At 67.3% G+C, this 13,773-nt stretch carries 13 protein-coding genes; 3 read left to right on the forward strand and 10 right to left on the reverse strand.

The annotated features are described in order from the left end of the window. Positions 1-17: 17 nt before the first annotated feature. On the forward strand, positions 18-581 hold the full coding sequence (locus tag WJ16_RS18520; RefSeq protein ID WP_069258509.1) for a cytochrome b: 564 nt from the start codon (positions 18-20) through the stop codon (positions 579-581). A gap of 193 nt (positions 582-774) precedes the next feature. Continuing rightward, the gene (locus tag WJ16_RS18525; protein WP_069258510.1) at positions 775-1,923 is read left to right on the forward strand and encodes a porin; all 1,149 of its coding nucleotides are present in this window, start codon (positions 775-777) and stop codon (positions 1,921-1,923) included. A 68-nt stretch (positions 1,924-1,991) separates the two neighbouring features. Here WJ16_RS18525 and WJ16_RS18530 read toward each other — a convergent pair whose 3' ends face one another. Beyond that, positions 1,992-3,047, reverse strand: a complete 1,056-nt coding sequence (locus WJ16_RS18530) for a porin (protein WP_069258800.1) — start codon at positions 3,045-3,047, stop codon at positions 1,992-1,994. A gap of 302 nt (positions 3,048-3,349) precedes the next feature. On the opposite strand from WJ16_RS18530, the gene WJ16_RS18535 reads away from it, so the two are divergent. Further along, positions 3,350-4,078, forward strand: coding sequence for an IclR family transcriptional regulator (locus WJ16_RS18535; RefSeq protein WP_069258511.1), 729 nt, complete (start codon positions 3,350-3,352; stop codon positions 4,076-4,078). 32 nt (positions 4,079-4,110) lie between these two features. Here the strand turns inward: WJ16_RS18535 and WJ16_RS18540 are convergent, their stop codons facing one another. From WJ16_RS18540 to WJ16_RS18580, 9 genes are read right to left on the reverse strand one after another with little or no spacing between them, the layout of a single operon-like run. Continuing rightward, positions 4,111-5,592: an NAD-dependent succinate-semialdehyde dehydrogenase gene (locus WJ16_RS18540; protein ID WP_069258512.1), complete on the reverse strand. Its 1,482-nt coding sequence runs from the start codon at positions 5,590-5,592 to the stop codon at positions 4,111-4,113. A 54-nt stretch (positions 5,593-5,646) separates the two neighbouring features. Then, positions 5,647-5,949, reverse strand: a complete 303-nt coding sequence (locus WJ16_RS18545) for an NIPSNAP family protein (RefSeq protein ID WP_236858241.1) — start codon at positions 5,947-5,949, stop codon at positions 5,647-5,649. 19 nt (positions 5,950-5,968) lie between these two features. Further along, on the reverse strand, positions 5,969-7,600 hold the full coding sequence (locus WJ16_RS18550) for a bifunctional 3-(3-hydroxy-phenyl)propionate/3-hydroxycinnamic acid hydroxylase (protein ID WP_069258514.1): 1,632 nt from the start codon (positions 7,598-7,600) through the stop codon (positions 5,969-5,971). Between the two features lie 3 nt (positions 7,601-7,603). Continuing rightward, positions 7,604-8,482 carry an alpha/beta fold hydrolase gene (locus tag WJ16_RS18555; RefSeq protein WP_208607004.1) on the reverse strand — a complete coding sequence of 293 codons (879 nt, stop codon included), beginning with the start codon at positions 8,480-8,482 and terminating at the stop codon, positions 7,604-7,606. Positions 8,483-8,509: 27 nt separating this feature from the next. After that, on the reverse strand, positions 8,510-9,115 hold the full coding sequence (locus WJ16_RS18560; RefSeq protein ID WP_069258516.1) for an amino acid synthesis family protein: 606 nt from the start codon (positions 9,113-9,115) through the stop codon (positions 8,510-8,512). Between the two features lie 50 nt (positions 9,116-9,165). Beyond that, a complete protein-coding gene (locus WJ16_RS18565; protein ID WP_069258517.1) occupies positions 9,166-9,681 on the reverse strand; it encodes a VOC family protein in 516 nt (171 codons plus the stop codon). 12 nt (positions 9,682-9,693) lie between these two features. Continuing rightward, positions 9,694-10,731 carry a WD40/YVTN/BNR-like repeat-containing protein gene (locus tag WJ16_RS18570; protein WP_069258518.1) on the reverse strand — a complete coding sequence of 346 codons (1,038 nt, stop codon included), beginning with the start codon at positions 10,729-10,731 and terminating at the stop codon, positions 9,694-9,696. Between the two features lie 15 nt (positions 10,732-10,746). Next, positions 10,747-11,559 carry an SDR family NAD(P)-dependent oxidoreductase gene (locus tag WJ16_RS18575; RefSeq protein WP_069258519.1) on the reverse strand — a complete coding sequence of 271 codons (813 nt, stop codon included), beginning with the start codon at positions 11,557-11,559 and terminating at the stop codon, positions 10,747-10,749. A gap of 48 nt (positions 11,560-11,607) precedes the next feature. Further along, positions 11,608-13,188 (reverse strand): acetolactate synthase large subunit, encoded by a 1,581-nt coding sequence (locus tag WJ16_RS18580; protein ID WP_069258520.1) that lies wholly within the window; start codon positions 13,186-13,188, stop codon positions 11,608-11,610. Positions 13,189-13,773: the final 585 nt, after the last annotated feature.

The following is a 13,773-nucleotide window of genomic DNA, read 5'->3' on the forward strand; positions in this document are numbered from 1 at the left end:
CAAGGAAGACTAGCCACATGGAAAACCAGGCCATTGCATTCACGGTCGAGAAATATCCGCTCGTGCTGCGGCTGCTGCACTGGGTCAGGGCGATCCTGATCGGCGCGCAGCTCTGGACCGGATGGACGATGGTCCGGCTCGACGACAACCTGCCGGCCAAGTTCGACTGGTACTACCCGACGCACAAGGAGTTCGGCGTGCTCACGCTGCTGGTGGTCCTGACGCAACTGGCGATCCGGTCGATGAAGCCGCTGCCGCCGCTGCCGTCGAGCCTGCCGAAGCTGGACCGCAAGCTCGCCAAGATCGCGCACTACCTGCTGTATGCGCTCGCGATCATCGTGCCGCTGATGGGCTATTCGATGTCCAGCACGTATACGCAGAGCGACGGCGTGCCGTTCTTCTTCGTCCGCGTCCCCGAACTGCTGCCGAAGAACGACCACTGGTTCGCGGCATTCCAGTGGCTGCACCGGACACTGGCCTACACACTGCTCGTGCTCGTCGTGCTGCATATTCTCGCCGCGCTGAAACACCGGTTCCTCGACTCGAACCGCGACAACGACGTACTGCGGCGCATGCTGTAACGCCGCCCCGGCCTGTTTCCGGTTTTCCGGCAACGTTCGGCACCCGGGCCGCCCGATCGTGGCGCCCGGTTTCTTTTGATGCATACATTTCGTTTTACTAACTATATGCGGACCGTCCCGGGCGTCCGGGGCACCGGCACGCCGTCGGGAACGGTACCGCACCGCCATACCGGCACGCACCTGGAGATCGACAATGAAGAAGATGATCGCGGTCGTTTCGACCGCCGGCGCCATGGGATTCGGCCTCACTGCCCATGCGCAAAGCACCGTGACGCTCTATGGCCTGATCGACGAAGGCGTCAATTTCACGAGCAACGCGGGCGGCAGCAAGGCCTACCAGATGGTGAGCGGCGACACCGTCGGCAGCAACTGGGGGCTGAAAGGCACGGAAGACCTCGGCGGCGGCCTGAGAGCGTTGTTCCAGCTCGAGAACGGCTTCAACGCGAGCACCGGGGCGCTCGGCGTGACGTCGCGGATGTTCGGCAGGCAGGCGTATGTCGGGCTCGATTCCGACCGATTCGGCACGCTGACGCTCGGCCGCCAGTACGATCCCACGCTCGACATGTGGAGCCCGTTCACGGCCACCGGCAACTGGCTCGGCGATTTCGGCGCGCACCCGTACGACAACGACAATGCCGACTGGGACTACCGCATCCAGAACAGCATCAAGTACGTGTCGCCCGCGTACGCCGGCTTCAAGGGCGAAGTGCTCTACGGGCTCTCGAACCAGGCGGGCGGCTTCGCCCGGAACCGGGTGCACAGTGCCGCGCTGCAATATCAGATGGGCGCGTTCTCCGCGGCCGTCGCGTACCTGAAGGCCAGCAACGGCGGCACGAACGCGGGCGGCGCATTGTCGAGCGACGATACGGTCTTCAGCGGCCGCGCGCAGCAGAACATCGATGCCGGCGCGTCGTACAAGTTCAGCGACAAGCTGACGCTGTCCGCCGCGTATTCGCACGTCGACGTGTATCGGCCCGAGTCGAATCTCTACTTCGCGAACCAGCCTGCGGCGGGCTCGCAGCACGCGTGGAAATTCGACAACTTCGAGGTCAACGGCCAGTACTTCTTCCGGCCGGACGTCTGGCTCGGCGCGGCGTACACCTACACGCACGCCCATGTCACGACGGCGGCGGGCGACGCATCGCCGAGCTGGCACCAGTTGTCGACGATGCTCGACTACGATCTCAGCAAGCGGACCTCGACGTACATCCAGGCCGCGTACCAGCATGCAACCGGCAACACCGGTACCGATTTCGACGATGCGCACGTGCTCGGCACCGCCGGGCAGTCGTCGGGCCGCAATCAGCTGGCCTTGCGCGTCGGGATGATGCATCGGTTCTGAACCGGGCGGGTGACGCACGGGCTCGCGCGTCATGTCGTGGTCGCGGCAGCCCGTGCGGCGCCGTGCCGTCAGAATTGATGCCGCACGCCGACGCGCACCGCAGTCTGCGTCGAGCCGGCCGCCGCGCCGCCGAGCGCGGCCTCGACCTGGGCACCGTACGCGCTGTCGTGCCCGCGTGCGAGCACCGCGTACAGGCCGGTACGCTTCGACAGCGAATAATCGGCACTCAGCGTGACCTGATTGGCCGAACCGACGTCGCCGCCGCGCTGCTGGAACTGGAAGCCGCCGCCCAGTTGCAACGACGGCGTGACCGAATAGGTCAGCCCGGCGTCGTAGGTGGTGGCCCGCAACGGTGCGGCTGCGCCGATCCGCACGTCCGACACCATGCCGAAGACGCGGAGCCGGTCGAAGTTGTAGCCGGCTCCGCCCGAGAAATTGCGAAGATTGCCGCCGGCGGTCACGTCGTGCTGGCCGAAATAGGCGAGCGCGGCGCTGAACGCGCCCTGCGTGTAGGACAGCATCGCGCTCTGCACGCTGCTGCGCGCGACCGAGCCGGGCACGTTGCCGAACCCCCACATACCGCCGAACGCGATACCGCCGAACGTCGGACTCACATACTTCACCGCGTTGTTCACCTGGACGCCCCACACGCGGTTGTCGAGTGCGCCGCCGGCCGACGCATTCGCCGGCAACCCCCACGCGAGCAGGCCCGCCGGCGTGTTCGCGCCGATCGCGAACGACGGCATGAGATCGCCGACGAAATCGAACTGGCGGCCGAGCGTCACGGTGCCCCAGTCGCCGCCGAGCCCGACGTACGCTTGCGAACTGAACGCGGCGCCCGGCACGGTCAGCGTCCCGTCCGACGTCTGGAACTGGCTTTCGAGCCGGAACACGGCGAAATTGGCGCCGCCGAGTTCCTCCCTGCCCGTCAGGCCCCACACGTCGTTGCGCGACACGCCCGCCTGCAGCGCGAGCTGGCGCCCGCCGCGCGGCGCAGCTGCCACGTCGCTCGTATAGGTCACCCCCGTGTCCAGCGAACCGTAGAGCGTCACGCTCGATTGTGCGAACGTCGGCGCAACGGCACCGCATCCGCACAATGCCACCATCCGGAACCACGCTTTCATCGTCTTCTCCTCATCGAATTTTCCCGGCCGATGCGCGCGTGAACCGATCGCCACGGCAACGACATCGATCCGGCACGACCTTTCCGGTTAAAATAGGAATCCATATCAATAGACGGCCCGGCGATCCGCTGCACCTCGGCCGGCCTGCTTCCCGAGCATTCGCCGACACGGCTCCGGTTCCCGCCAGCTCGACTTAAGTTAGACTACGACCCTGTCGTTCGCGGTGCCGCAGCCCGGCCGTGCGAACCGCGTTCGTCCTTCCCGTTTCATTGCCGCAAGCCGCCTGAATCCCGGATCACGTCATGTCGAGCCTCACCAAAATGCTGTCCATCCTCGACGTCTTCTCTTCGTCCGCGACGTCGATGACGGCCGAGGAAATCGCCGAACACATGGGCTTTTCGCGGACCACCTGCTACCGCTACGTGAAGGAACTGGCGTCCGTCGGCCTGCTCGTCGGCAGCAACGGCCGCTATACGCTGGGCCCGCGCATCATCCATCTCGACTACAACATGCGGCAGTCGGACCCGATGCTCACCGCCGCGAAACCCGTCATCCAGAAGCTGGTCCAGGTCACCGGCGGCGATGCGCTCGTGTCGACGCTGTTCGACGAGCAGATCATCAACGTCATGCACGAAACCGGCGCGGATAACCTGCAGCTGGGTTTCGGTCGCGGCCGCATCATGCCGCTGTTCCTGGGTGCGTCGTCGAAAGTGATCGTCGCCGCGATGTCGCGTGCGCGCCTGAAGCGCCTGCACGAACGGCACAACGACGAACTCGGCGAGTTCGCGGCCGACTGGACGCAGTTCTGGCGCGCCTGCCAGCAGATCGCCGACGCGGGATACTGGATCTCGCGCGGCGAGCTCGACGCCGGGTTCGTCGGCATCGCCGCGCCGATCCGCACCGCCAGCAGCGGCGAGATCAACAGCAGCCTGTCGCTCGTCTTTCGCGCCGAACACTTCGCGCTGTTCGACGAGCACGTGCTCGGCAAACTCCTGATCGACGCCACCGCCCGGATCGGCGACGCCATCTGATGCGTCGCGCGTGAAGGCCGACGTGCCCACGGTCAATTCATCTGCGTGATGAACTTGGTGACCAGGTAACCGTCGAACGTCTCCGTTCCGCCCTCGCTGCCGAAGCCGCTGTCCTTCACGCCGCCGAACGGGATCTCGGCCGGCCCCATCCCGAAGTGATTGATGTTGACCATGCCGGCTTCGAGCGAGCGGCTGATCCGGTGCGCGTTGCGTGCGGATTCGGTGAACGCATACGACGCGAGGCCGAACGGCAAGCGGTTGGCTTCGGCGAGCGCGTCGTCGAGCACGTCGAACGGCACGATCCCGACGATCGGACCGAACGGTTCGTCGTTCATCAGGCGCGTGTCGCGCGCCGGGCCCAGCACGACCGTCGGTGCGAAATAGTGCCCCGGTCCCGGCAGCGCCGTTCCGCCCGCGGCAATCTCCGCCCCTTTCGCCCGGGCGTCGGCGACGAACGCGTCGATCTCGGATACCCGTCGCGCATGCGCGAGCGGCCCCATCGTGGTCGCCTCTTCCAGCCCGTAGCCGACGCGAATCTTGCCGACCGCCTCGAGATACGCGGCGACGAACCGCTCGAACACCGGGCGTTGCACGAAAAACCGGGTCGGCGACACGCAGACCTGCCCGGCATTGCGAAACTTGTACGCGGCCAGCATCGGTGCGGCGCGCGCGATGTCCGCATCCGCGCAGACGAGCACCGGCGCATGCCCGCCCAGCTCCATGGTCATGCGCTTCATGTGCGACGCGGCAAGCGCGGCCAGTTGCTTGCCGACCGGCACCGAGCCGGTGAACGAAATCTTTCGTACCAGCGGCGACTCGATCAGTTGCTTCGATACTTCGCCCGGTACGCCCCAGACGATGTTCAGGCACCCCGGGGGCAATCCGGCATCGTGAAAGATGCGTGCGAGCGCGACGATCGCGCTCGGCGATTCCTCGGGCCCTTTCAGTACCAGCGTGCACCCGCACGCGAGCGCGGCCGCAATCTTGTGCATGGCCTGGCTGAACGGGAAATTCCACGGAGAAAACGCCGCGCACACGCCGATCGGCTCCCGCAATACCGTCTGCGCGACGTCGGGAGAACGCGATGGAACGACGCGGCCGTAGGTGCGGCGCCCCTCCTCCGCGTGCCATTCGAGCTGTTCGGCCGACGACGCGACCTCGACGATCGCCTCGCGAAGCGGCTTGCCCTGGTCCATCGTGATATGACGGCCGATCGTTTCGGCCCGCTCGCGCACGAGCGCGGCGGCGCGGCGCAGGATGTCCGAGCGCACGAGCGGCGACTCGCGCCGCCACGCCGCGAATGCGCGGTGCGCGGCGTGCACCGCGGCGTCGATATCGTCCGGTGTCGCATGCGGCAGCGCGCCGAGCACGCGGCCGGTTCCCGGATCGAGAACGGGCTGCGTGCGCCGGCCGTCGGCCTGCAGGAACCGACCATCGACATACAGATGGAGCGGCGCGTAATCGCGTGGCGCGTCGGGCGTCACAGGCGACGTCAACGGTGTAAACGGAATCAAGACGGATACCTCGGTAGAGACTGCACGATGGGCGCGGACGGTGCGACGACCGCATCACGCGGCCGGGTTCGGCGCACGCAACAGGCCGCCGATTTCCTGCCGGAGAATCTGGTTTTCCTGTCTGACGAGCAGATGCCGGACCTTGCCGCGAAACGTCCTGAACTCGGGATCGGCCATCAGCACGGCACCTCGCCGCGCGCGATCGTCCAGCGAATCGAACGCCCACAGATAGACGAGCTGGTTCAGCGGCCCGACTTCCGTCGCAAAGCAGCCGACCATCGTGCCGAGCGCCTGCTCCTGCGCCTTGCGGCCGCATTCCGCGTACAGCCGCAGATAATCGGCGACGCCGCCCGGCACCAGCGTGTACGTGCGTTGCTCAACAAACGTCGACTTCCTCCCGTTGTCGCGGCGCGAACGCCTGAAAGGCCGCGGTCACACCGGCGATCCCCGCGGCATCCGTCTGCGCGGCCACGTAGCGATCCGGGCGCACCACCACGAGCGGGCCCGGATGGCGGTCGAACCAGGTCGCCAGTGCGTTGTCGACGTCTTCGACGCACGTGCTGCCGTAGCCGCTGGCCAACCGGCCCGCGCGGCCGGTGCCGCTGCGCGAACGATTGACCTGAATGAACGTTGCGCCCAGCGTTGCCCAGTACGCGCGGTCGTCGTCGCTCAGGCACGCCTGCGGATCGCATTGCCAGCCGACGATCGAGAACCACGGGCCGAGCACGTCGTCGAGCTTGCGGCGCACGCCTTCGGCCGTCTCGACGTCGGGCTGCGCGATCATCCTGCCGACTGCACCACCCGGCACCCCCGGCAGCACGACGCCCCGCGTATAGTTCGGCATCGGCTTGAAACGCATCTGCAGGATGTAGTCCTTCAGGCCGGGCGCAAACCGCGCGAGCCCGAGGAAACGATCGCGCAGGAATGCGACGAGCCGGCTGGTCGGCATCAGCATCGCGCCGAACGTGTCCGCGAGGTCGATCATCGCCTTCGCATGGTCGCGCCGCTCCGATTCGTAGCTACGGATCACGCCGGGATGCAATGCGCCGTTGACGACGCCTGCCAGTTTCCACGCGAGATTGCCGACGTCGCGCAAGCCCGCATTCAGGCCCTGGCCGACCCACGGCGGCGTCAGGTGGGCCGCATCGCCGACGAGCGCCACGCGGCCGACGACGAAGCGCTCGGCGATGCGCGAATGGTGCGTATAGGTCCGCGCGCGCACGATCTCGAGGCGCTCGACATCGTCGACGTACGGCGCGATCAACGCGCGGATCGATTCCGGCCGCGCGATCGCTTCTTCATCCTCGTGCGGGAACACGAGAAACTCCCAGCGCCGGAAATTGAACGGCAGGTAGATGCAGACGTTCGGACGGCGCGGGTCGCAGTTCAGCGCGGTGCACGGCTGGTCGAGCCCGGCGTTCTTCACGTCGACCACCACCCACTTCATCGGATGGGTGGTGCCGGCCAGCTTGATGCCGAGCCACTCGCGCATCGGGCTGCGGCCGCCGTCGGCCGCCACCACGTAGTCGGCCTCGAGCGCGTAGTGCCGCCCGTCGGCGCGGCGCACCTGCAGTGTGACGCGTTCGTCGTCCTGTGCGACACCGACCACTTCTTCGCCGGTCCGCAGCGACACATGCGGGTAGCGAGCCAGCCCGTCGCGCAGCGTTCGCTCGGCCAGCTGCTGCATGAAGATGTTGCGCCGCCACCAGCCGAATTCGCGCATCGACGGGCGGATGTCGGCAAAGCATTCGCCGTTCGCCTTGAACATCCGCAGCGGCACGTTCTGGATGATGTCGCGGCTCAGTTCGTCGGCGAGGCCGGCGGTCTGGAACAGCCGCAGCGCCTCGTCGTCGATGCCGACCGCGCGCGGAAACTCGACGATCTGCGGCGCCTTCTCGATGATCACCGTCGCGACGCCATAGAGTCCGAGCAGGTTCGCCATCGCCGCGCCGTTCGGCCCCGCGCCGACGATCGCGACCGAGGTCCGTTCCGGTTGGTTCGCGCTCATGCGTCAGCCTCCCGTGCGCCACGCCGGATCGTCGAGACGATCGAGCCACGTGCGCAATGCGCGGTTGAACGCGGCGGGTTGATCGTCATGCACGTAATGCGTCGCGCCGGGAATGTCGATCCGGTCGATTCCGGCATTGGCCGCGACCATTTCGGCCGCCACTTCCGCGGACAGGAAATCCGATGCGCCGCCGCGCAACAGCAGCGTCGGCACGTGCAGGTTGAGGACCAGCGGCCACAGATGGACGAGTTGCTCCGGCGTCGCGGCGAGCCGCGCTGCCGCAATCCCGTCGGCGTCGTGCCGCCACACGATCCGCCCTTGCGCATCCTCTTTCAGCGAGTACGCGACGCGCGAATCGAGCGCGGATTCCGCGATGTTCGGCCGCTGGCGTCGCCAGAACACGCGCGCGTCGTCCCACGACGCGAACGCGTCCGGCGTTTCCTTCAGCTCGCGCTTGATGCGCTCCGAACCCTGCGAACCGGCCGACGCACCGGGGCCCATGTCCTCGATCACGAGGCCGGCGAGCCGTTCCGGCTGCGCTGCGGCATAGACGAACGCATTGGCGCCGCCCATCGAGTGCCCGACCAGCACGAATCGTTGCAGGCCGAGCGCGCGCACCAGCGCGTCGAGATCGCGCACGTAGGCCGTCGCGTAATAGTCCCGCTGCGGATCCCAGTCGCTCAGCCCGCGGCCGCGCTGATCGAGCGCAACGACCCGGTAGCGGTCGACCAGCGCATCGGCGACGGGCTCCCACGTGTGCGCGTAGCTGCGCAACCCGTGCAGCATCACCACGGCCGGTGCATCGTCGCGCCCCCAGCTCACGTAGCGCAGCCGCAGCCCGTCGCTGTCGACCCACCCATCCTTCACGGATGCCGTATTCATCCTCTCCTCCCCGGCCTGCATCGGCGATCAGACCAGACCGTCGTTGCCGACGATCTCGCTTGCCTTCAGCCCGCCGAGCCGCGCATGCAGGCGGCCGCGCGTCGCGAACGCGAAGATCACCAGCACTTCGTCGTCGTTGGGCGCATCGGGGAACAGGCACGTCACCGTGTCGTAGTGCGAGCGCACGTAGAGCGCATCCTTGTGCGCGAGCGGCACGTCGATCACGGTATTGACCGGGCCGCGCTTGCCGCTCGACGGCACCCACGATTTGCCGCCGCCCAGCGCCGCACGGATCGGCTCCGCGAAGATCGACGTCAGGAACGCGTTGCCGTGTTCGTATTCACCGGCCGAGCCAACCAGGCAGGCCTTGCCGTAACTCTCGATCGCACGGTCCGCGGCGAGCGCTTCGATACGCCGCGCGAACTCTTTGCCGAGCGCGGGCGACGGACGCACCAGGTCGTCGAGGTTTTCGCTGAAGCGCCCCGCATACGGGTTGTGAACGGCCGCGGCGATCACGATCTTGCGCAGCGGCTCGCCGTCCGCGAGCTGGCCGGATTCGTTCGCGAGCGAATCCTCGATCTGCGTGTACCACTTGCGGATATGAAACCCCTCGAAATTGGCGATCTTGCTCATCAGGAATCCTCTGTTAAATGTCGGTTATGGGGAAATGGAAGACCGGCGCGTCAGTCGAACAGCGGATCGAGTTGCGCGGGGTCGCTCGGTGCGTTGTACCGGTGCAGCACGCGCTTGCCCTCTTCGTCGTCGGTGACGGTTTCGCAGAAGAATTCCAGGCGGTTGCCGTCCGGGTCCGTGAAGTACACGCCGATCCCGACCTTGTGATCGGTGATCTTGACGATCGGCACGTTGCGGCGAATCAGCATGCCGTACAGGCGACGCAGTGCGGTCAGTCCGCCGGCGATCTCGAGCCCGTAGTGCTGCAGGCCGATCGTACCGAGCTCCGCGTCGGACGCCGCGCGGATCAGTGCGATGTCATGGTGCTTCTGGCCGAAGGACATGAACACCCACTGCTCGCCGCGCGCGGTTTCCGTCATGCCGAGCACTTCGGCGTACCAAGTGCTCGAGCGCACGGGGTCGCGCACGAACAGCGACAGGTGGGTGCGCTGGACGCGCGGGGTCGGCAGCGGCAATCCGCTCGCGTTCGCGCGCTCGGCGTGCCGCTGGATGTCGGACGGTGTCATCGTTCGCTCCCCTCAATTGATCGACTGCGCGTGCGCGACGAGCGGTGCTTCGAACGGCGTCCACGCGACGGCCGTGATCTCGCTGAAATCGCGCCACTCCTTGGCCCAGTTCCGGCCGCCGTCGCGCGAACGGAACAGGTGCCCGTACTTGGTGCCCGCATAGACGAGCGCCGGCCGGGCCGCATGGACGCCGAACGCCCAGAACGTGGAATTCGGCGGCGTCTGCAGGTCCGTCTCGTGCCACGCGTAGCCGCGATCGGTCGACCGGTAGATGCGGCTGCGGGTGCCGGGCGTGCCGTCGCCGATCGCCATCAGCAGGTCGCCTTCCGGCTCCGGCAGCTGCACGACCGTGCGCGTGTAGTACAGCCCGTCGAAGCGGTCGCGCGACTGTCTGCCGTCCCAGGTCTGCCCGTCGTCCTCGCTCACGTACACCGCGTTGACCGTCAGCAGCACCGTGGTTTTCGGCCGGTCCGCCGTGGCGGACAGCACGGCGATCGCATGGATGTCGCTGTTGCGGATCGCCGTGCCGGGGCCGTCCACGCGCGCCCAGCTCGCGCCGGCATCGCGGCTGCGCCACGCGCCGCCCTCCTCCACGCCGTACCAGACGTTGCGACCGTCGTCCGGATCCACGCAGATCGTCAGTAACCGCTGGCGATTGACGCCCGCGCAGAACTCGGGGAACTCGGGCGCCGTTCTCTCCCACGTCAGGCCCGCGTCGCTCGACTTGTACAGCGCGGCGCGCGACGGTGCGCCGGTGCCCGCATAGAGCACCGCGGGGTTCGCCGGATCGATCGCGATGGACCAGACCGTCTGCCCGTTCAGCAGGTTCTCCGGACGAAACCAGTGCGCGCCGCCGTCCTCGCTGATGCACAGCCCCGCATCGGCGCCGGCATAGACGCGCGACGGGGTCGCGGGGTCCACTGCGAGCGCACGGACGATGCCGTCGAATTCGATCGGCTCGGCGAGCCCGAGGCGATGCCAGGTCTTGCCGTCGTCGTTCGAGCGCAGGATGCCTTGTCCGGCCGTGGCGACCAGTACGGTTGCGGTCATGAAATGCTCCTCGTGTCAGAGAAAAATGCCGCGCGTGAGGCCGCCGTCGCAGCCGATCGACTCGCCGGTGATCGCGCCGGATTTCGGCGATGCGAGAAACGCGACGATCCACCCCATTTCTTCCGGCTGCAGCACGCGCCGGATCGGCGTGACCTTCACGTAGTTCGCCTCGACCTCCGCGGCCGTGAGCCCCTGCTTCTGCGCCTCTTTCTCGTAGAGTTCGTGGATGTGCGGCGTCTCGACGACGCCCGGGTGAATCGTGTTGACCGTGATGCCGAACGGGCCGAGCTGGTCGGACAGCGTCTTGGTCAGGTGCACGATCGCGACGTTGCGCATGCCGGACAGCTGCTTGCTGCCGCGGCCCGTGAGGCCGCCGATGTTGACGATCCGGCCGAAGCCGTTGCGCCGCATGTAGGGCGCGGCCGCCTTCGCGCAGCGCAGGTAGCCGACCACCTTGATGTCGATGTCCTGAAGCAGCCCCTGCGGGTCGGCGTGTTCCAGCTCGGCCCGCACGAGGCCGCCCGGATGCGCGGCGCCGTTCAGCAGGATGTCGAGCCGGCCGAAGCGCTCGACGCTCGCGGCCATCGCCGCTTCGACGGACGCCATGTCGGTCGTGTCCAACGTGACGGGCAGGATCGCACCCGCCGTGTCGCCCAGCGGCGCGAGTTCCGCGCGAAGCTCGGCGGCGGCCGCTTCGAGATGTTCGATGCGCCGCGCGGCGAGGGTGACATCGACGCCTTCGCGGGCCAGCTCGAGCGCGACGGCCTTGCCGATGCCCATGCTGCCGCCGGTGATGAACGCGGCTTTTCCGTGGAGTTGCAGATCCATAGCGATGAAAGGTGAGAGTCCGGATTGAAGGGGAAAGCGGGTGCGCGATCAGGCCACGCACATTTCGATGAGCGTCGGCCCGTCGGCGTACGTGAGCGCGTCGTCGAGCGCCTGCACCAACGCTTGCGTCGTGCTCGCGCGCTCGGCCGGCACGCCGTAGCCGCGCGACAGCGCGAGCCAGTCGATCGGCGGATCGTCCAGCAGCGTCAGGCGGCTGGCGTGCGGCGTGTCGGCCGGCAAGCCGCTGCGCGCGAGTTCGGTCTGCAGGATGCCGTAGCGCCGGTTCGACGCGATCAGCATGACGACCGGCAAGCGCTCGCGCGCCATCGTCCACAACGCCTGGATCGTGTACTGCGCACTGCCGTCGGACTGCAGCGCGAACACGCGGCGCTCCGGGCACGCGACGGCGGCGCCGAGCGCCACCGGCAAACCCTGGCCGATCGCGCCGCCCGTATTCGTGAGGATCGTGTGACGGCGGGCGCGCGCCGACGCGGTGACGAATGGATAGCCGCACGTGCCGCCCTCGATCGACACGATCGCATCGTCCGGCAACGCATTCGCCAGCACGCGGCCGACGGCCTGCGGCGTCAGCGGCCCCTCCTCGACCTGCCAGCATTCGACTGGCACGCCGTCGGCGTGCTCCGGTGCGCCAATGCGATCCGCCAGCGCTTCGAGCGCATCGTCGGCAGCGTCGCCCGGCGCGGCGAGCGTCACGATGTCTTCAGGGCGCGCGAGTTCGCCCGGAATGCCTTCGTAGCCGAAGTAGGTGACGGGCGCGAGCGCGCCCGCCAGCACCACGCGCCGGCTGGCCAGCGCGGCCAGCGCCGGCTCGGGGAAGTAAGGCAGCCGGTCGATGTCCGGCAGGCCGCCGCCGCGCTCGGCGCGCGCCGGGAAGGTTTCGCTGAAGCAGGTCGCGCCGGTCGCCGCCGCGATGCGCGCCGCCGCGCGCAGCCCGCGCGCCGACAACGCACGGCCGCCCATCAGCAGCACCGCGCGATGGCCGCTGAGCAGCAGATCCGCGACCCGCCCGACCTGCGCGGGGTCGAACGACACCGTGGCCGGGCGAACGACGGCGGGCGACGCCGCATTGCGCACCTTGGCCGACTGGAGGTCGACCGGCAGCACGAGCGTCGATACGCCGCGCTGCGCGCCCATCGCGGCCGAAATCGCGTCGGCCGTATCCGTCGCGAGATCCGTATCGCGCGCGACGCTGCGATACCACACCGAAACGGGGCGGGCGAGCGACTCGATGTCCGACGTGAGCGGCGCGTCGTACTTCAGATGATCGCGCGTGTGATCGCCGACGATGTTCAGGATCGGCGTGCGCGCGCGGCGCGCATTGTGCAGGTTGGCGATGCCGTTTGCGTGGCCCGGCCCGAGATGCAGCAACGTCATCGCGGGCTTGCCGGTCATGCGGCCGTAGCCGTCCGCGGCGCCCGTGCACACGCCTTCGAACAGCCCGAGGATCGAGCGCATGCCCGCCACGGTGTCGAGCGCACCGACGAACGGCATCTCGGTGGTGCCGGGATTGGCGAAACAGACGTCGACGCCGGCGTCGCGCGCCGTCTCGAGCACGACGCTCGCCCCGCTTCGGGTTCCGGTATCGGTGTCCAACTGTGGGATGTTCATGCGGCCGCTCGACGGTTTGAATGGGATGGGTTTTACTGTAATCCCGAATTACGGGATTTGTCAAACAGCAAAACGTCGACGTCACGTTTGTCGCACACACGTTTACCCGATCCATTCCTCACAATTTCATGGAATTCCGTACATCCACGATTCCAGAAGCACCTCCAAAAATTATCGCTATTCCCGTTATTCGGAATTTTATGATTCCTCAATCGAGCCGACGCTTCGCCCGCCACCCCGTTGCCGGCCACTTCGCCATGGACGCGGCACCATCGCCCTTCGATTGCAAATGCGTCTGGCATGCTGGACGTCTCGTTGAGCGAGCGCGGAGCCGACCATGCAGCCATCCGGATGGGCGGCACTGACGATGCGAGAGCCTGATCGACTCAAGGTAATCCAAGGCTGTGTGGGGTGGGCACGGGCTTGATGCGTGGACGTGCGACCGAACGGCTCGGCGTAACCGCTGCGCAGTTCGCGCGCGTGCCGCGAAGAACCCGGCATCCCCTCCGCGCGCGCCATCGTCATCGTCTCGTCAGATAGTTAAAACATGAAGCAATTCGTCGATTGATATAAAATGCACTATTT

The sequence above is a fragment of the Burkholderia metallica genome (assembly GCF_001718555.1).
GTDB lineage: Bacteria > Pseudomonadota > Gammaproteobacteria > Burkholderiales > Burkholderiaceae > Burkholderia > Burkholderia metallica.

Coding starts and splice junctions, on each gene's coding strand:
- WJ16_RS18520 (WP_069258509.1), top strand. CDS start 18: ATGGAAAACCAGGCCATTGCATTCACGGTCGAGAAATATCCGCTCGTG.
- WJ16_RS18525 (WP_069258510.1), top strand. CDS start 775: ATGAAGAAGATGATCGCGGTCGTTTCGACCGCCGGCGCCATGGGATTC.
- WJ16_RS18530 (WP_069258800.1), bottom strand. CDS start 3,047: ATGAAAGCGTGGTTCCGGATGGTGGCATTGTGCGGATGCGGTGCCGTT.
- WJ16_RS18535 (WP_069258511.1), top strand. CDS start 3,350: ATGTCGAGCCTCACCAAAATGCTGTCCATCCTCGACGTCTTCTCTTCG.
- WJ16_RS18550 (WP_069258514.1), bottom strand. CDS start 7,600: ATGAGCGCGAACCAACCGGAACGGACCTCGGTCGCGATCGTCGGCGCG.
- WJ16_RS18555 (WP_208607004.1), bottom strand. CDS start 8,482: ATGAATACGGCATCCGTGAAGGATGGGTGGGTCGACAGCGACGGGCTG.
- WJ16_RS18560 (WP_069258516.1), bottom strand. CDS start 9,115: ATGAGCAAGATCGCCAATTTCGAGGGGTTTCATATCCGCAAGTGGTAC.
- WJ16_RS18565 (WP_069258517.1), bottom strand. CDS start 9,681: ATGACACCGTCCGACATCCAGCGGCACGCCGAGCGCGCGAACGCGAGC.
- WJ16_RS18570 (WP_069258518.1), bottom strand. CDS start 10,731: ATGACCGCAACCGTACTGGTCGCCACGGCCGGACAAGGCATCCTGCGC.
- WJ16_RS18575 (WP_069258519.1), bottom strand. CDS start 11,559: ATGGATCTGCAACTCCACGGAAAAGCCGCGTTCATCACCGGCGGCAGC.
- WJ16_RS18580 (WP_069258520.1), bottom strand. CDS start 13,188: ATGAACATCCCACAGTTGGACACCGATACCGGAACCCGAAGCGGGGCG.